Genomic DNA, 18,580 nt, shown 5'->3' with positions numbered 1-18,580 from the left:
TCTGTGAGCTGAAAGCACGCAAAAGTACATTCTTTTCAGCGACCCCACCCGCTTCTGTCATTTGCGCGATAAAGGCCCCAGTCATAGCAGCGATCTTCTCTCCTCGCTCTCGGGATGCTTGCGAAAGACCGAGACGATGACGCTCAAAGGAGTCTGGAGCGGTCCTGAGAACATGGTCGAGCTCCAGAATCTCATGCTCGTCCTTGAGCTGTAAGCACCGAGCAAGCACGGCCAGCCACACACGGATCATCATCACTTCCTCGATGGCGGTGGTAGCACGATCCATTTTCGCTATAACCTCATCGCGCTGCCGGCGGCGCACGTCGTCGAGCTTCTCGTCAATATTCTGCAGGAAATTTCTCAGCTCTCTCACTTCCTGCTGCCTCGCGAACTGCGTCATGATTCCCGCAACGCCGAGGAGAAGAGACGGATTCCCAAAAATCGCGGATGGCCCCACCTCAACCTGAATCCACCCACCGATCCGTCCGGGATCGCCGAGCATCGCGTGGCTGACGCCTTCCATCTTTGTGGGCATCAGACCCATCTCTCGGACCCTCCTCGCGGAATCCCTAGTGAGTTTCAGATATCGGCCCGATTTTTCGACACTCTCGGAGACGAGCCGGAGCGCATCTGCTCCAGAGGAAATATAGGGCCCAAGGTTTCTCAACTCGAATGAACGGGTTTCTTCAAACAACTCCCTCGACTCAAGAAATCTGCTGACAGCAGGTCGCACAGCACACAATCCGCGGCCTCTTAGCCGGCATCCGGTTGCTATCCAGGTCCTCGTCCAGCGCGCGGCCATTCGCTCCTCAAAGACCTCACTCACTACCACTTCACTCAATGACCGCGAGAATCACGCCGTCGTCGCAAAGTCTCATGGATGATCGCGCACCGGACCGATCTCAACGCGGAGTACGACCGATCTCAACGCGGAACTCGACCGATCTCGAGGCGGAACCGGACCGATCTCGGCGAAGAGCCCGGGTGGGGCCCGACGAGATCGGACCCCACCCGGGCCTTGCGCACTGGGTGCCCCCGGCGCGATTCGAACGCGCGACACCCGCTTTAGGAGAGCGGTGCTCTATCCCCTGAGCTACGAGGGCCTGCGCCCAACCTTACCGCACGCAGCACCCTCCCGATGACACGGGAGCTCTGCACGACGACGGGAAGCCGACCCTCCCCACCAGTCAGGCACGCCTCCAGGGGGTCTGGTTGCGCTCTGCAGGAGTCTCCGCACGCTCCTCCTTACCGGTGCGCGCGGGCACCACCATGACCGGGCAGGAGGCGTGCGACAGCACTCCCTGGCTCACCGAGCCCAGCAGCAGACCGGAGAATCCGCCTCGTCCGCGGGAGCCGACGACGACCAAGTCGACAGCGGTGGAGAACTCCGCCATGAGCTCAGCGGCATTGCCATCCAGGGCGTGACGGCGCACCACCACCTCGGGGTGCCCCTCGAGCGCGTCCGCCACGGCGCGGTCCAGCCCGGAGCGGACGTCGGTGAGGACCTGCTCCCGGTCAACGGCCGCCGGCAGCCAAGCCAAAGCACCGGCGCCGGAGGCCATGGGAACGGCGGCAATGGCGGTGAGCTCGGCCCCCCAGACCTCGGCTTCACGGACGGCCCAGCGCAGCGCCTTGCGGGCCGAGTCCGAGCCGTCAACGCCCACCACGATGCGTCGTGCGGGCGTGTACTCGGCCCCCTCGGTGTGCCGCGGCACCACGATCGTGGGGCAGTGGGCATGCGCCGGTAGCGCCGAGGAGACGGTTCCGAGCAGGCGATCGGCGAAACCGCCACCGCCCCGAGTGCCGACGACGGTCAAGACAGCTTCTTCGGACAGGTCGACCAACACCCCGGCGGGGTCGCCCGTCTCCAGGGAGCTGGTGACTGTCACACCCTTGTCCTGAACGCGGGCGATCGCCTCATCGACGACGGCCTGGGCACCCGCCCTCACCGCAGTGTCATCAAGAGCCGCATAGCCGCCGTCCAGGGAGGCGGTGGTGAAGGACGGCAAGGAGTAGGCGCACAAGATGTGAACCCGCCAGCCCTCGCATGCGGCTCTGGCCACAGCCCAGTCCACCGCACCGAGAGACTCGGGTGATCCATCCACTCCGACCAGGATGACTCCGTCTTCGGACATGACTTGTGCCCCTTTCTCCGGGCGCCGGGAATCCGTCGCACATCATTGTCTCTCGCAAAGCCGTGTGGTCCAAGACACCTAAAGCCATTGATTCTCCAAGCCGCCTGCCGTAGCGCAGCGCTGAACGCCGCTGGCGAACCGAGAGTCCGGTCGGCGCCCGCAACCCGCTGACGGCGTCGGGGCGCGAGCCCCAGGAGACGCGATGCCTCGCGTGATGCCTCGGGAGAAAAGCAGGAAGCGGCCGCTCCGCAAGGAACGACCGCTCTGCTGCGATGGTGGGATGAGGTCAGCCGACCCGCACGTAGCCGATCGGGGTCTCGTAGATGTCCCGGTACACGACGCCGGTGGACTCGGTGCCCGCGTCGATCATCTTGCCGTCACCGGCGTAGATGCCCACGTGGTGGCCGAAGTAGACGATGTCGCCGGGCTGGGCCTCAGCAGCGGAGACGAGGGTGCCCGCCGATCCCTGGGCCTGGGCAGTGCGGGGAAGGGAGATGCCCATCTGCGCGTAGACGTACTGGACGAGTCCGGAGCAGTCGAAGGCGTCCGGACCGGCAGCCCCGGACACATAGGGGCGACCCACGTACTGCATGGCGATCGCCACGGCGCCTCCGGCGTTGGACGCCGGCGTCGGGGCGGCCTGCGTCTCAGAGGTCGCGGCGGCGTTGTCAGCCGTCGCGGAGGCCGACGAATCGGCCGTCGTGGTGGTCGTGGTCTCAGCCGTGTTCGCCTTCGGGGCGGGCTGCTCGATAACAGGAGCCTCCGCGGTGACATCGGCCGCGATGTCAGCGTTGGCGGCAGAAGCATCCGGGGAGATCTGAACGGCGGCGTTGGTGGACATTGCCGCGCGAGCACCAACCGTGAGTGCATCGACGCCAGCGTCCTTCAGCGAGCCGGCAGAAGCCGCGGCCTCGGAGCCGGTGGCGGCGGCTGACGCACCCGAAGCGATCATCGTCAGCGCGAGACCCGAGGTAGCGGCAGCGGCGAGGCTGCGACGCGCCACCGGGGTGACGGACGTGACGGGACGGGCATCCTTGCGGTGACGAGCCTTGGTGCTGGACATCTTTCTCCTTGATTGGGCTGCCGAGGTGAGCTGTCGGGTTCGGACTGGAGAAGCCCGGCCTGCTTTCGCAGGCTTCACCCCTGAGGCCCGCAGCGCTTGCGGACCAATTCGTGGTTCCCCCGTTCCTGCCGTGGATATCGGGATAAGGAGCCTCAACTCGAGCGGCAGGACGAAGCCTCGAGTCGAGGGCCGGGAGGGTGGCCTCGCGACACGGACGACGGTACCCGAGGGCGACCCGGCGTGTCACGGCGCGATCACGCACTTGGCTGTGAGAGATCACACTTTTCCCTTGGGCGCCTCCTCCTAGAGGATGAAAAACCGCCTCGGTTCTATAACGAGACCGAGGCGGTTCTTCTGAAGCTTGGAGCGCATCACATCCGCAGGAAGGTGCCTCCGGGGCGGACCGGAAGGTACTGGACGCCAACGCTCTCGCTCTCGGCGGAGACCATCATGCCGTCGCCGGCGTAAATGGCGACGTGACCGGACCACCAGATGACATCGCCGGGCTGGGCCTCGGCGGCCGAGATGACGGTGCCGACACTGCGAATGCCCTCGGAGGAGTGGGGCAGCGAGGTGCCGAACTGGCCATAGACGTAGGACACGAGTCCGGAGCAGTCGAAGGCGCTCGGGCCCTCGGCTCCCCACACGTAGGGGGAACCGACGTACTGCATGGCGGTGGCGGCGATCGAGCCGGACGCGGACGGAGCGGGAGCGGCAGGCGCCTGAGGAGCGGCCTCCTCGGCGGGGGCGGGCGCCTGCTCCGCTGCGGGAGCCGACACCTCCTCGACCTGGGGAGCGGGCTCCTGCGCGGCGGGCTGCTCGAAGACCGGGGCCTCGGCGGTGACCTCGGCAACGGGGTCGGAGGTCTCGAGACGAGAGGTCTCGGAGGTGGTGATGGCGGCGTTGGTGGTGACGGCCTCACGCGCCTCATTGGCGAGAGTGTCAACACCGGCGTTGGTCAGCGCGCCGGCGGAATCACCGACATCCGTGCCATCCCCGGCGGCGTTCGCGCCGGAGGCGATGATCGCGAGCGCCACACCCGAGGACGCGGCGACAGCGAGGCCGCGGCGCGCGACAGGACCGGCGGTGGACAGCGGGGTAAGCGGGGGGGCGGCCTTGCGGTGACGGGCCTTGACGCTTGAAGTCACTGATTTTCTCCTGATGAGCCGACGGAGTTAGCTGTCGGGTTCGGGCGGGAGACGCCCGGCCCGCTTGCGCGGGCTTCACCCCAAGGTCCGAGCCGACCGGATGAGCCGGATCGGACCGGAGAAGTGGTTCCCCCGGGCCTGCCGATGATTGTGCTTGGGAATGGAAGAGACGAGCACCGGCAGGCTTAGGCTCTGCCCGCCCCTTCACAGCCGACCTCATCGGCTGCATCGGCAACGTTAGCGGATTTTTATCTCCCGTGTGAAGCGGGGTGTCGACGGCCGTCTTGTGTGATCACCCACGAGGCTGGGCCTGCCGTCACACAGACCCCGCGAACCGCCGCAATCGTGATCTTTCCGTGACATACGGGGGTTGCGCAGAGCCTCCCGAGCGCCCCCGAGCCCTCCCCCGACGGCCCCTCGGCGGGCTCTCAGCGGAGCCTCCCGTCATGCGGCGCAGGAGGAGATGACGGAGTCAGCGGCGCAGGAAGAGATGGCGGGCGAGATCGCGGGAGAGCACCACCGGCTCCTGCCCGGGCCCGACCACGCGCACACCACCGGTGGCGGTGCGCAGACGGACCGTCTCACCGGCGCGGATGTCGGCGTCCTCGACTCGCGCGATCAGGGCGGCATTGGCCTGGATGGGCTCGCCGATGCGCGCCACGACCGCGGAGGCCTCCCCCTCCCGGCTCAAACGCGCCGCACTGACCTCATCGGTGGAGGGCTCGGGGTGCACCGCCGTGGAGGGGGGAATGACGTTGCCGAAGGGGTCGGCGTCGGTGCCGTCGAGAATCTCCGCCAGGCGGCTCTCGACCTGCTCGCTCATCACATGCTCCCAGCGACACGCCTCTTCGTGAATTAGACGACGGTCCATGCCGATGACGTCGAGAAGCAGTCTTTCGGCAAGCCTGTGCTTGCGAATGACCTCGGTGGCCCGAGCGCGCCCCTCCTCGGTGAGCTGGAGCGAGCGGTCCTCCGCAACATGGATGAGGCCGTCCCGCTCCATGCGGGCGACCGTCTGGGAGACCGTCGGCCCCGAGTGGTCGAGACGCTCGACAATGCGCGCTCGCAAGGGAAGAACGCCGTCCTCCTCCATCTCGTAGACGGTCTTGAGGTACATCTCTGTGGTGTCGATGAGCTCGCTCACGGCCAGGGCCTCCTCACGGTTCGACGACGCTGTGCTGGCCTCGTAAAAGCGGCGGGTCCCGGCCGGCCCGCGCTCCTGGTTCCAGGATATCCAGGCACCATGGAGCGGGCTCGCAGCATGGCGGAGAGAACCACCGGTGAGAACTCCCCACGCCCGGGCGACGGCCCCAGGCGAAGGCCCGATGAACCCCGGTCACCCCGGTCAACCGGCGGTGCCCTGCGAGGAGCCCCGCGGCGGCCGTCCGTGCGGCCGCCCGGACGTCTGGGACATCCCGGGCGCAGACGGCCGGGCCTCGGTGGCCAGGCGGGCCGAATGAGCTGAGCGAGTCGAGCGGGCAAGGCTCACGCGCCAGTGACGCCGAGCCCACCCGGCCGCAGCCAGGGAGACGACGATCGCCGCAACGCCGCCCACCGCCAGGGCCGTGCGCGGCCCCCAGACGTCCGAGACCCATCCGATCAACGGCGCGCCGATCGGCGTCGTGCCCAGGAGGCACATCATGTACAGGCTCATGACGCGACCGCGCATCTCCGGAGCGGTGGTCAGCTGCACCGTCTGATTGGCGCCGGTCAGAACAGTGAGCACGCATAACCCGACCGGTACCGCGGAGGCCGTGAACAGCCGGTAGCCCGGCATGGCCGCCATGACCAGGGTGAAGACCCCCAGGAGGAACGAGGCGACCACCACCGTGCGCACCCGGGGCCTGCGGCGCCGCGCGGCCCACAGGGCGCCGGTGAGCGATCCGACGGCGAACACGGAGGAGACCGTTCCGTAGGCATCGGACTCCAGATCGAAGGCGCTGCGCACCATGGCCGCCATGGTGACCTGGAAGTTCAGCGTCAGCATCGAGACCAGCGAGATCACCACGATGATGATCATGATGTCGCCGCGGTGCCGCACATAGGCCAGCCCCTCGCGCACCTGCCCCTTGGCCCGCGCGGCGCGGGGGACGTCGTAGAGCTCGGCGACGCGCATGGTCGCCAGCGCCAGCGTGGGGAACAGGAAGGTGAGGGCATTGACCAGGAAGACCCAGCCCGCCCCGGCCCAGGCGATCACCAGGCCGGCGGCCGCGGGACCCAGCAGTCGGGCGGCGTTGAAGGAGGCGGAGTTCAGCCCGACGGCGTTGGCAAGGTCCCTGGAGGGCACCATGCGCGCCACGAAGATCTGCCGCGCCGGTGCGTCATAGGCGCTGACCACTCCGGTGGCGAGAGCCGCGAGGTAGACGTGCCACAGCTGAGCGCGGCCGGCCAGGACGTCGACGGTCAGCAGGGCCGAGACGACGCCCAGCGCCGTCTGGGTGATCATGAGGAACTTGCGCTGGTCGACGCGGTCGGTGATCACCCCGGCGTGCGCGCTGAGCAGCAGCGCCGGCAGGAATTGGAGCGCGGTCGTGGTCCCCGTGGCCGCGGCCGAGTCGTCCGTGAGGATGCGCAGCACGAGCCAGTCCTGGGCCACGCGCTGCATCCACGTGCCGGTGTTGGTGATCAGAGCCGCGAAGAACCAGATGCGGTAGTTGTGGAACTTCAGCGACTCGAAGGTGCTGCTCACAATCGGTAAGGCTCCAATTTCTGTCGGTGTCCGCTTCTGCTGGTGTCCGCGCGTGCTCGTGCGGATCGATTCACCTTACGCCCGTCCCTGTGCTGTTGAGGCAGTTCAGGGTAGACCTCGGCAGCCCGGGGGCAGACCGACGCACGAGGTCGACATTCTCGAACGAGGGCGACGGTGTCACCGTCGTCCTCGTTCGAGAATGTCGACCTCGTCGAGTGGAGCCGGGCAGGGCTCAGGCGACCCCGAGGATCGCCTTGATGGGCGCGAGCGTGAAGTAGATGATGAACAGCACGGAGGCCCCCCACATGAGCGGGTGGACCTCCCTGCCCCGCCTGCGCGCCAGCTGGATGACAAGGTAGGCGATGAAGCCCGCGCCGATGCCGTTGGTGATCGAGTAGGAGAAGGGCATCATGATGATGGTGATGAAGGCCGGCAGGGCGATGTCCGGAGACTTCCAGTCGATGTCGGTCACCTGGGTCATCATGAGGAAGCCGACGATCACCAGGGCCGGGGTGGCGGCCTCGTAGGGCACCATCGAGACCACCGGCGCCAGGAACATGCTCAGCAGAAACAGGACACCGGTGACCACCGAGGCCAGGCCGGTGCGCGCGCCCTCGCCCACGCCCGCGGCGGACTCGACGTAGGAGGTGTTGGAGGAGACGCCGCCCGCGCCGCCCGCGATCGCGGCCAGGGAGTCGACGACGAGGATCTCGCGGATCTTCGGCGGGTTGCCGGCCTCGTCGAGGAGATCGCCCTCGGCGCCGATCGCGACCATGGTGCCCATGGTGTCGAAGAAGTCCGCGAGCAGGAGGGAGAAGATGAGCAGGACGACGCTGACGATGCCGATCTTGTCCAGGGAGCCCAGCAGGTTGAAGTGCCCGAGCGTGGCCAGGCTCGGAATCTCGACCGGAGGGCCGGACAGGGCGGGGACGGACAGGGACCATCCCGTCGGGTTGCTCTCCGGGTCGAAGGGTCCCAGGTGGGCGACGAACTCGATGAGGGCCGCCAGCACGGTGGAGGCGATGATGCCGATGAGGATCGAGCCCTTCACCTTGCGCACGTGCAGGATGAGCATGAGGAACAGGCCGAAGAGGAAGACGAGCACGGGCCATCCCTGGAGGGACCCGCCCAGCCCCAGCTCCAGCGGAGTGCCGGTGGCGCGACGCACCACTTTGGCGTCCACCAATCCGATGAGGGCGATGAACAGGCCGATCCCGACGCTGATCGCGGTCTTGATGTGAGTGGGAACGGCCTTGAAGACGGCCTCGCGGAAACCGGTGAGGACCAGGATGAGGATGATGACGCCCTCGATGACGATCAGCCCCATGGCATCGGCGTAGGTCATGCCGCTCGTGCCCACGAGCGTGTAGGCGACCATCGCGTTGATGCCGAGCCCCGCCGCCAGGGCCATCGGGTAGTTGGCCACCACGCCCATGAGGATCGTCATGATTCCGGCGATCAGGGCTGTGCCGGCGGCGATCTGCTCGGTGGTGCCCAACGGCGGGATGCCGTCGTACGGGGTGGACAGGATGAGCGGATTCAGCACGAGGATATAGGCCATCGTGAAGAAGGTGACGACGCCACCGCGGACCTCGCGGGCGAATGTGGAGCCGCGCTCGCTGACGTGGAAGAAGGCGTCCAGGGCGGAGCCGCGGGCGGCCGCCTTCTGGGAGGCAGGGGTTTGTGTATTCACGACACGATCCTTCCAGATGCAACCGGGTGGGCGCGCGCCAAGCCCGTCACACGGATGTCTCGATCAGGGCGTGATACGGCTGCGGCGGTGCGGTCCGGTCTCAACCGGTCTCGGCCGGTCTCGCGCCGGCCTCGTGCCGGCCTGGCGTGCGCCGGTCGCCCCCGCCCGCCCTGCAGGGTCAGGGGCCCCGCCCGGCGCACAGGACGGGCGAGCGGCGTCGTGGGAGGCTGGAGACATGAAGATCCTCCTGACTGACGCCGGTTACATCGATCCCGCCCCTATCCGCGCCGCCGGCCACGACGTCGTCCTGTTCAGCGAGGCCGAACCCGTCCCGGCAGAGCATCGCGACGCCGAGGGCCTGGTCCTGTGGGGCGGCGGCGGGCCGGGAAGCGCTGATGTCCTGGCGGAGATGCCCGGCTACCTCACCCGCCTGCGCTGGATCCAGACGCTGGCCGCCGGGCCCGACAATGTTCTGGCCGTCGGCTTCCCGGACTCGGTGTCGATCACCTCGGGCCGTCACTTCCACGACCGCACGGTGGCCGAGCACGCGGTCGCCCTGGCACTGGGCTGCGCGCGCTCACTGCCGGCGGCGGTGCGCGCCGCCGACCGTCATGAATGGGAGCCGAATCTGGGCGGCCCCCATCCGGTTCACGACCCGGAGCGCCTGACCACGCTGCTCGACGCCCGCGCGCTCGTGTGGGGCTTCGGCGCGATCGGGCAGACGACGGCCCGGCTGCTGACCGCCTTCGGCGCGAGCGTGCGCGGGGTCGCGCGCACGGCCGGGCGGCGGGCCGGCTACGAGGTCGTCGCCGAGGCCGACATCGAATCCGTCCTCCCGGAGACCGACCTGCTGATCATGGTGCTGCCGAGCACGCCGCAGACCGCGGGAGCGCTCAGCCGGAGCAGGCTCGCACTGCTGCCGCGCCGAGCCGTCGTGATCAATGTCGGTCGCGGCACGACGGTTGACCAGGCCGCCCTGGAAGCGGCGCTGCGCGCGGGCGCCATCAGCGGGGCGGGTCTCGACGTCACCGATCCCGAGCCGCTGCCCGCCGAATCGACGCTCTGGGACGCCCCGAACCTGCTGCTCACCCCGCACGCCGCCGGAGGGCGCGTCGTCGGGGCGGTGGAGCGGATCCTCGCCAATGCGGCTGCGGTCGAGGCGACGCCGTCGGATGAACCGTTGACCGGTCTGGAGGCCCAAGTGACCCGAGCATCCCACTGACGGCCCTGAGGGTGCCGGCTGTCGGTAATAGACCGCGAGCGCTGCCCGCAATGCCGCCCAGACCGATCTCGGCGCGGAATACTACCGATCTCGGCGAGGGAGGCGGGCCTCCAGCTCGGCCAGAGCCGCAGACCCCACGACCTCGGGTGCGGTACTGCGCTCCTGCATCCCGGCCTTCAGACCGGCGACGGCCTCACGAGCAGCAGCCGCGCGCTCGGCGGCGGGCTCATTCAGGCCTTGGAGAGAAGTCTGAGGCTCCTGCACCGCCGCATCGGAGGCATGCTCTTTCTCTTTCACGGGCGTCGCTCTCCGGGCACGGGCCGCACGTCGTGAGCGGGAAGCGCGCACGGGCTCGCCCTCGTCGTGCGCGGCGGCATTCTCAACCGACTTCTCAAGCTTCTCGAGCTTCTCCGCCCTGCCCGACCGCCCCCGCTTCCTCGCCTTCTCCGGCCTCTCAGGCTTCTCAGGCCGCTCCGAGATTCCTGACCGCTGCGCCCTCTCGTTCGCCGCCGGGGCGCCCTCACCACCGGAGGGCTGCTGCACGATCGGTATGACCGTCGCCGCCGCCACTGCCGCTGCACGGGAACGGCGTGTGCGCTTCCTTCCAGAGCCCCCGCCCTCCCTGACGGACCTGCGCTTATCGGCCTTCTCAAGGAGAGGCGAGATCTCCGCCTCAGCTCCGGAAACGTCCATGTCACCGGCGGGCTCGGCCGGGCTGCCGAGCCCGGCACGGATCGAGGCGCCGTCGGTGCCGAGCGGCTCCAGGGCGCTGTCATCCATGCGCGACGGCGTCACCGGCCACTCGGGGCCCTGGTCCGGCAGATCGGTCTCGGAGTGGGCTCCGCAGCCGTGATCCAACGAGACGACCCGACCGTCATCAACGGCCAGCTCATTGGCGCAGACACCGAAGACATGGCGTATCTGCCCGGCCATGAGCATGAGGAATCCGCAACTCGAGCAGCTCGCGCGCGCCTTGCGGACGCCATCCGCCTGCGGCCCGTGCTCGCCGTCGTACCACCGCTGGGCGGCACGCTGGATGCCCTCATGACTGAGTACGCGAGCACGCCCCAGATCGAGCTCGTCGAGGGCGATCCTGTCCCCCTCCTCACCCGTGGACTCCCAACCGGGCTCGAGGCGCTCGTCGGTCTCGCGCTTGGGAAGGCGATCGGAACGAGTGATGTCGCCGGAGCGAAGACGATCGGCCCAGGGCACCCAGGGCGGGGCGAGGAGGGCCTCCTCACCCGGCAGGAGCTCCAACTCGCAGACCGTCGCAGTGCGGCCGCGCGGAGGCCGGGCCATGGTCACCGCCCACCGCCAGCCCTCGTAGCCGGCCAGGTTGCACTCGAAAAGATGGGTGACCAGACGCTCGGCCTGCAGCTTGGCAGCCGTGTGCTCCCCCACCGAGAGCGGTTCGGTGATCTCGCACAGTGCCGTTCGAGCGCGCTCGATGGCAGCCGGAGAGGTGAGGACTCTGTCCTTGGCGGCGGCCGCCCTCTCCGCCTCGGTCGGCAAAGAGCCGGGCCGGTCGACGGCGGCAGCCCCCGGCTCACTGCTCGGAGCGTCGGCACCCGCAGATCCGGACGATGCGTTTGTTGCTGCGTCAGTCACTCACCCAGTCTAAGTCCAAGGGCGCTCGGGAGAAGGGGGTGTCAGCAAGGGGATGTCAAGGGGCGCCCAGTAATTTTCTGATTTCATTCAGAATTCATCATTCATCCTGAATTGACAGACACGATCCGATGGACGGCCACGGTCAGTTCGGTCTGACGCACGACGTCGGCTATTCGCACCCGCCCGGGCTCGACGGCCAGCACCCGGACCCGCCGCTCCTGCACGGCCCCGTCCGATCCGGCCAGCCGCAATTGCAGATGCGTCCGAGATGTCTGCGCCTGACGCAGCAGAGCCAGGGAATGGACCGGGTCCGTGGCGGCGCTCGCGGGCACCCCGGAGTCGGTGCTCACCTGCTCCCCGGCGCGCAGGCGCGAGACCATGACCGTGAGCTCCTCCTGCCCGAGGCGATGGAGGCGCACCATGTGGTGCGAGCCCGGACGCGCCGGCTCCGGCGCCCGCAGCCCGCTGCGCCGAAGGCTCTCGGCCTCGCCGGCGACGAGCCGTCGTCCGGAGGCGTCCTCCAGGACCGGGGCGAGTCCGGCGGAGCGCAGCTCGCGCAGCACTCGACCCGCGGGCGCGGAGGAGGCCAGGACCCCGGGGCCGACCTCGGCCAGTGCCAGGCCGGTCAGCCGCGGGTCGGCGACGATCCCGGCCGCCACCACCGGGTCGCCCACGCGCAGAATGCTGACGGCCTCCCGCACGCGCACAGCGCCGTGGCGGCGGACCGCGTCCTCGACCAGAACCTTGAGCGCGGACGGCAGCGGGGTCGGGCAGTGGGCGCCCAGCTCCTCGATGAGCTCATCGCCGGAGCAGCCGGCGTCCAGGGCGCCGCGCACCGAATCGGCGGTGAACCTGACGGTGAGGGCGCCTCCGCGCGACTCGACCTCGGCGCAGCGCTCGAGCACCGCCGCCAGCGCCGGGGCGGGGCGGCCCGGAACGATCGCGGTGAGGTCGGACTGAACCAGCAGCATGTCCACCGGCCTGGGCAGATCGGCGGCGAAGGCCTCCTCCAGCCGCGACAGGAGCCCGTCCTCTTCCATGAGCCGCTCCTCGGCAGCGGCGCCGGTTTCAGCCTCGGACAGCGAGCCCGCCAGGAGGCGCCCGGCCCGGCTCAACGCCCCGCCCCCGGTCAGGCCGAGCAGTTCGGCCTCGGCCAGCACCGCGGTGACCGCACCCTTGGGCACGGGGCGCCGCGGCCTGGCGAAAGTCAGCACGGCACGCACCCACGTCGGAGTCACCGCCGTCCCCTCGGGAACCGAGTCGAGCAGCCTCAGCACACGGCGGCGCAGTGAGCGGGCCCAGGCCGCCTCGACGTCGGCGCCCAGGACGGGGCGCAGGGTGCCGTCATCGCCGCGCTGGCCGACGAGCCAGGCGGTGCGGGCGGTGGTGGCCCAGGCGGCGGCCAGGGCGGCCCAGCGCTCGGGCAACTCGGCGGTCAGCCAGGCGGCCGCCGTGCGGGCGGGCACCCACGCGGCACCGGCGTCATCGAGTCCGAGCAGTCCGGCGGCCGCGGCGGCCTCGATGATCGTGGCCGCGATGCCCGGCTCGACGTCGAGAGCCTCCGCGGTCCGGCTCAGTGCGCGCACGCCCACGCCTCCGGTGCGGAGGATTCCTCCGCCGTCGCGGCCCCACTCGGCGAGCAGAGCGGCCACGAGGCGGACGGCCTCCTCGGCATGGCGCGTGGCCTCTGCGGCGACGGCATCGACGGACAGAGACTCCAGGTCGGCGTAGTCGGGCGCCTCCAGGGGCTCGCGGGGCAGGAGGCCGCCCCGCAGCGCGAGGGCGACCTGCCGGGGCATGACGAACCGGGTGCGGCCGGCGGTGTCGTGGTCGCGTATCAGCCAACCGCGCTGCACCAGCTCCGCCGCCACGGGCGCCCTGCCGCCGGAGCGCAGCGTGCCCACGGGCGGCCCCCAGGCCAAGGCCTGCAGCATTCCGAGGGCGCCATCGGACAGCTCCCCCGGGGCGGCCCGGAGCTCGGACAGGGGCGGTGGGAGAACGGGCGGATCCGCGGCTTCGGGCCCCAGGCCGAAGGGGTGCGGGCCGAAGACGTCCACCAGGCCGACCACGGCCCCGGTATCGATCACCAGGGCGAGCCGGCCGAGCTCTTCCAGGTGAGCGGCGGTCTCCTGCGAATCCAGGCCGAGGGCCTCGGCCAGGGCGTCGGTGTCCTGCATGCCGAGGGCGACGACGGCCTCGGCGACGGCGAGGGTGGGGGTGTCGAGGTGCGCCAGGGCGGCTTCCACGCTGGGGCGGGCGCCGGCGCGGGCCGCGAGCGCGGTGAAGGAGGCCGACGGCGGAGTCGTCAGGTCGGGACGGGCGACGAGGAGCTCGACGACGTCGGCATCGGGCAGGGCGGCGAGATGAGCGGCGAGTTCCTCAAGACTCGCACCGGAAGCACTGCCGGAGGCCGGGGCACGAGGGCTCCGCTCGGTGCGCTGCTCGCTGCTGTCCCACTGGGCCCCTGTGCTCATTCTCACTATTCTAGTGCGCCTGCGTCTGTCCGCCACCTTGGACGGCGTGATCGCTGCGGCCGGACCGAAGCTCAAAAATCACGGAAGCAGTCTGGACAATGCGTCGCCCGAATCACGGTGCGGCCGACACGAGACTTGGGATAATCCCCATCATGTCTGCGCCCGCGACGCCCGATGGCCCCCTGATCGTCCAGTCCGACAAGTCGGTCCTTCTGGAGGTCGCCCACCCCGGCGCCGAGGACGCCCGCCGCGACATCGCCCCCTTCGCCGAGCTGGAGCGAGCGCCCGAGCACATCCACACCTACCGGATCACCCCTCTGGCCCTGTGGAACGCCCGAGCCGCCGGGCTGGACGCCGAAACCGTCGTCCACGTCCTCATCACCTACTCGCGATTCCCGGTGCCCCACGCCCTGCTCACCGAGATCGCCGAGATCATGGATCGCTACGGCCGTCTGCAGCTGGTCACCGATCCGGCCCATGGACTGGTCCTGCACACCACGGATGTGCCCGTCCTCGAAGAGGTCATGCGCTCCAAGCGCACCCAGGGCCTGTTCGGGGCGCGCCTGGGAGAGGCCGACGTCGTCGTCCATCCCTCCGAGCGCGGTCATCTCAAGCAGGTGCTCATCAAACTGGGGTGGCCCGCGGAGGACCTGGCCGGCTACGTCGACGGCGAGGCCCATTCGATCGTCCTGCACGACGACCCGGCCGGCGCACGGGAGCATGCGTCCGGGGCCTTCGCACTGCGCCCCTACCAGAACGAGGCGGTGGAATCCTTCTGGGCGGGCGGCAGCGGCGTCGTCGTCCTGCCCTGCGGCGCCGGCAAGACCCTGGTGGGGGCCGCCTCCATGGCGCGGAGCTCGACGACGACGCTCATCCTGGTCACCAACGCCGTCTCGGCCCGCCAGTGGAAGGAGGAGCTGATCCGCTTCACCTCGCTGACCGAGGACGAGATCGGCGAGTACTCGGGGTCCCGCAAGGAAGTCCGACCCGTCACCATCGCCACGTATCAGGTACTGACGACCAAGCGCAAAGGCGTCTTCCCGCATCTGGATCTGCTCGACTCCCACGACTGGGGCCTGATCGTCTACGACGAGGTCCATCTCCTGCCCGCCCCGATCTTCCGCATGACGGCGGACCTGCAGGCGCGCCGCCGCCTGGGGCTGACCGCCACCCTCGTGCGCGAGGACGGCCGGGAGGACGAGGTCTTCTCCCTGATCGGCCCCAAGCGCTACGACGCGCCCTGGAAGGACCTGGAGAATCAGGGCTGGATCGCGCCGGCGATCTGCACCGAGGTGCGCCTCGCCCTGGACTCCGGGGAGCGGATGGCCTACGCCACCGCCGAGAAGGAGGAGAAGTACCGTCTGGCCGCGGCCACGCCCGCCAAACTGGAGGTGGTGGACAAGCTCCTGGACCGCCATCGGGGCGAATCCGCACTGGTCATCGGCCAGTACGTCGATCAGCTGGAGGAACTGGCCGAGCACCTGGGCGCCCCGCTGATCACCGGAGCCACCACTGTGCGCGAGCGCCAGCGGCTCTACGGGGCCTTCCGCGCCGGAGAGGTGCGGACGCTCGTGGTCTCCAAGGTCGCGAACTTCTCGATCGACCTGCCCGGGGCCAGTGTGGCCGTGCAGGTGTCCGGCTCCTTCGGCTCCCGGCAGGAGGAGGCCCAGCGCCTGGGACGGATCGTGCGCCCCAAGGAGGACGGTCGCCAGGCGCACTTCTACACGGTGGTCACCCGCGACACGGTCGATCAGGAGTTCGCCGCCCACCGGCAGCGCTTCCTGGCCGAGCAGGGCTACACCTACGACATCATCGACTCCGGCGATCTGTAGGGGAGCGCTCGCTCCCCCTCCCCCTGTCGAGATCGACATTCTCGAACGAGGGTGGCGGTGGCACCGTCGATCTCGTTCGAGAATGTCGATCTCGACGGAGTAACGGAGTACAGGGTGGGGCTAGCCCCACCCCTGCTGTCCCGCCAGCATGATCGAAACCACAGCGCGGCTGCTGCATGGTTAATGCATGCGAGCCCCGAGCGCCCACCCCTCGTTCTCCTCCCCCTCCCCCCGAAGCACTGCGGCTCGCCTGAAGACGGTCGGCACGGCGGTGGCGGCAGTGGCCGTCGCGCTCCTCGCGCTCGCGGTCGGTCCGCGCACACCGCATATCGACGGGCATACCAGCGGCGACGCCGACCTGGCCGCCCAGGTCCGCAACCGCATATCCGACGACGCCGGCCTGGAGGCCGTCCACGTCTCGGTCATCTCCCCCGAGGAGGTGCGGCACGCCGGCATCGGCTCGGCCGACGGCGTCGTCCCCGATGAGAACACCCGCTACGACCTGGCCTCGGTGACCAAGACCTTCACCGGCCAGCTCATGGCGGACTCCATCGCCCGCGGGGAGATCGCCGAGAACGACACCGCGGCCTCTCACATCCCCCAGCTCGCGGGCACACCGGCCGGCGAGGTGACGCTGCTCGAGCTCGCCACCCACCACTCCGGCCTGCCCAACTTCCTGAACAGCGCCTACCTGGTGGGGGCGATCGCCGGATCCAACAGCGCCGATGAGAGCACTGAGAGCACTGAGGGCGCTGAGAACACTGAGAGCGCTGACTCCTTCCTGAAGGAGGTGAGCCGGGCGAAGCTGGACGGGCGCGGCTCCTTCTCCTACTCCAACACCGGCGTGCAGCTGCTGGGGCTCGTCCTGGCCCGGGCCGCGGGGGCGGAGTCCTGGGAGGATCTGGTGGTCTCCAGGCTTTTCGAGCCCGTGGGCATGGATTCCACGGTCTTCACCACGGTCGACGACGATCCGATCGTGCCCGAGGGCGCCATCCGCGGGCGCCTGGGCAACGGCCACAGCACCCAGCCCGGCGTGGGCGGGCCGGTCGGCCTGATCTCGGGGCAGAGCACCTGGACCACGGGGGCGGATCTGACGCGCTACGCCCAGGCCGTTCTGGACGGCAGCGCCCCCGGCGGGCGAGAGGCCCTGAAGCCCCGCGCCGGCGGAGAGCGGACCCCCGGGGTCGAGGGCGACGACGGCGTCGGCTACCTGTGGCGATCCGGGCGCGTGGACGGCCGTGAGATCTACAACCACGAGGGCAGCATGCCCTGGGGCACCACCTACGTGGCCCTCGACCCCGCCTCGGGGAGGGCCGTCGTCGTGCTCGCCAACACCTTCGTCAGCGGCGTGGAGGACCTCGGGCTGGCCCTGCTGACCGGCTCCGGCCGGACCCTGGCCCCCTCCCCGAACGCCTACATCTACCTGGGCCCCTCCGCCGCGATCCTCCCGGCGCTGGGGGCATGGGCCGTCTGGCGCGCCGAGCACCTGGGGTCACGGCTGGCGGCGGGCATCCGCACCGCGGACCTGGCCGGCTGGGCCGCGCTGGCCGTCGCCGGCGGCCCGTGGGACCTCCTCCCGGGGTGGACCTATGCCCTGGCCATCATGCCCGGCGCCTACGCGATCGCCAGCATGGCCCTGCGGTGGCGCGAGCTGTCCTGGCTGCCCGGCCCCGGGAGGCTGCACTGGTGGCTATGGCTCCGCCTGGTCCTGTGCCTGGTCTTCATCGGACTCGTCCTGTTCATCGTGATCCCCAAGGGATGAGCGCTCCGCGCCGGATCCCACTCGACAGGAACAGAAGCAGAAACAGAAAAGGAGCAATCATGACCACACAGCCGACGGCACGACCCACGACCGGCGCCTGGCCGCCGCCGCACGGCGACGCCATCGGGTCGCACGCCCCGGGCGGCCCCGACAATCGGACGATCCCAGCGATCTCGGCCAGGGGACTGACCCGCGTCTACGACGTCCCCGGGCGCAAGGACGCCCAGGTGGCGGCCCTGGGCGGGGTCGACATCGACCTGCCCGCCGGCAGCTTCACCGCCGTGGTGGGAGCCTCGGGATCCGGCAAGTCCACCCTGCTGCACACCCTGGCGGGGCTGGACGCGCCCACCGGCGGACGGGTCAACCTCCTGGGAACAGCGATCACCCTCATGACGCCGGCGAAGCGCGCCAAGTTCCGCTCCCGCAACGTGGGCTTCATCTTCCAGGACTACAACCTCATCGCCTCCCTGACCGCCGCCGAGAACGTCTCCATGCCCTCCCGCCTGGCCGGGCGCCCCCTGGGGAAGAGCCGGGCGGTGGCGGCCCTGGAGGCCGTGGGCCTGGCCGACCGCGCCGGTCTCAAGCCGCATCAGCTCTCCGGCGGCGAGCGTCAGCGGGTCGCCATCGCCAGGGTGATGGCCTCGCAGCCCAGGATCGTCTTCGCCGATGAGCCCACCGGCGCCCTCGATCTGAACGCCGGGCAGGTCGTCCTGGACTGGCTGCGCCGCCTGACCGAACAGGGCACCACCGTCGTCATGGTCACCCACGACGTCGAGGCCGCCGCCCGGGCCGACGCCGTGGCGGTCATGAGCGGGGGCCGGCTGGTCACCTGGTCCGATACCCGTGACGCCGCCCGCATCGCCGAGCTGGTCCACTCCACCCGCAGGCCCGGCAGCGCGCCCGCCCAGGCTTCATCGCCCAGCCACTGAGCACGCAGAGAAGTAAGGAAAGGAA

13 protein-coding genes, 1 tRNA gene and 2 riboswitches are annotated in these 18,580 nt (G+C 69.7%); of the genes, 4 read left to right on the top strand and 10 right to left on the bottom strand.

Annotation, left to right across the window (positions count from 1 at the left end; all coding sequences use genetic code 11):
- The 8 genes from W5W_RS16305 to W5W_RS0104130 form a co-directional block, all read right to left on the bottom strand.
- Window positions 1–544: hypothetical protein (locus tag W5W_RS16305; RefSeq protein WP_017194461.1), on the bottom strand; the 544-nt coding region annotated here is incomplete at its 3' end.
- A gap of 486 nt (window positions 545–1,030) precedes the next feature.
- Window positions 1,031–1,103 (bottom strand) — tRNA-Arg (locus W5W_RS0104160).
- 84 nt (window positions 1,104–1,187) lie between these two features.
- Entirely contained in the window at window positions 1,188–2,135 is a 948-nt protein-coding gene (locus W5W_RS0104155) for a universal stress protein (RefSeq protein WP_008733344.1), read from the bottom strand.
- Window positions 2,136–2,421: 286 nt separating this feature from the next.
- Window positions 2,422–3,198, bottom strand: a complete 777-nt coding sequence (locus tag W5W_RS0104150; protein WP_017194460.1) for a C40 family peptidase — start codon at window positions 3,196–3,198, stop codon at window positions 2,422–2,424.
- Window positions 3,198–3,359, bottom strand: a riboswitch (cyclic di-AMP (ydaO/yuaA leader). Its footprint overlaps the gene before it by 1 nt.
- 210 nt (window positions 3,360–3,569) lie before the next feature.
- Complete coding sequence (locus tag W5W_RS0104145) at window positions 3,570–4,346, bottom strand: C40 family peptidase (protein ID WP_017194459.1); 777 nt, start codon at window positions 4,344–4,346, stop codon at window positions 3,570–3,572.
- A riboswitch (cyclic di-AMP (ydaO/yuaA leader) is annotated at window positions 4,347–4,511 on the bottom strand.
- A gap of 307 nt (window positions 4,512–4,818) precedes the next feature.
- Window positions 4,819–5,490 carry a metal-dependent transcriptional regulator gene (locus W5W_RS0104140; protein ID WP_017194458.1) on the bottom strand — a complete coding sequence of 224 codons (672 nt, stop codon included), beginning with the start codon at window positions 5,488–5,490 and terminating at the stop codon, window positions 4,819–4,821.
- 201 nt (window positions 5,491–5,691) lie between these two features.
- Entirely contained in the window at window positions 5,692–7,035 is a 1,344-nt protein-coding gene (locus tag W5W_RS14585; protein ID WP_017194457.1) for an MFS transporter, read from the bottom strand.
- Window positions 7,036–7,267: 232 nt separating this feature from the next.
- On the bottom strand, window positions 7,268–8,728 hold the full coding sequence (locus W5W_RS0104130) for an NCS2 family permease (RefSeq protein WP_017194456.1): 1,461 nt from the start codon (window positions 8,726–8,728) through the stop codon (window positions 7,268–7,270).
- Window positions 8,729–8,963: 235 nt separating this feature from the next.
- On the opposite strand from W5W_RS0104130, the gene W5W_RS0104125 reads away from it, so the two are divergent.
- A complete protein-coding gene (locus tag W5W_RS0104125; protein ID WP_008733334.1) occupies window positions 8,964–9,950 on the top strand; it encodes an NAD(P)-dependent oxidoreductase in 987 nt (328 codons plus the stop codon).
- A gap of 81 nt (window positions 9,951–10,031) precedes the next feature.
- Here the strand turns inward: W5W_RS0104125 and W5W_RS0104120 are convergent, their stop codons facing one another.
- On the bottom strand, window positions 10,032–11,558 hold the full coding sequence (locus W5W_RS0104120) for a DUF3027 domain-containing protein (RefSeq protein ID WP_029574066.1): 1,527 nt from the start codon (window positions 11,556–11,558) through the stop codon (window positions 10,032–10,034).
- Window positions 11,559–11,659: 101 nt separating this feature from the next.
- Window positions 11,660–14,032, bottom strand: coding sequence for a helicase-associated domain-containing protein (locus W5W_RS16795; protein ID WP_017194454.1), 2,373 nt, complete (start codon window positions 14,030–14,032; stop codon window positions 11,660–11,662).
- Window positions 14,033–14,184: 152 nt separating this feature from the next.
- On the opposite strand from W5W_RS16795, the gene W5W_RS0104110 reads away from it, so the two are divergent.
- The 3 genes from W5W_RS0104110 (at window position 14,185) to W5W_RS0104100 (ending at window position 18,555) form a co-directional block, all read left to right on the top strand.
- Window positions 14,185–15,864, top strand: a complete 1,680-nt coding sequence (locus W5W_RS0104110) for a DNA repair helicase XPB (RefSeq protein WP_017194453.1) — start codon at window positions 14,185–14,187, stop codon at window positions 15,862–15,864.
- Window positions 15,865–16,051: 187 nt separating this feature from the next.
- Window positions 16,052–17,626 (top strand): serine hydrolase domain-containing protein, encoded by a 1,575-nt coding sequence (locus W5W_RS0104105; protein WP_017194452.1) that lies wholly within the window; start codon window positions 16,052–16,054, stop codon window positions 17,624–17,626.
- A 59-nt stretch (window positions 17,627–17,685) separates the two neighbouring features.
- Window positions 17,686–18,555, top strand: a complete 870-nt coding sequence (locus W5W_RS0104100) for an ABC transporter ATP-binding protein (RefSeq protein ID WP_017194451.1) — start codon at window positions 17,686–17,688, stop codon at window positions 18,553–18,555.
- Window positions 18,556–18,580: the final 25 nt, after the last annotated feature.

The organism is Actinomyces massiliensis 4401292 (assembly GCF_000269805.1).
GTDB classification, from domain to species: Bacteria; Actinomycetota; Actinomycetes; order Actinomycetales; family Actinomycetaceae; genus Actinomyces; species Actinomyces massiliensis.
This window is presented reverse-complemented; position numbering and strand designations above follow the sequence as displayed.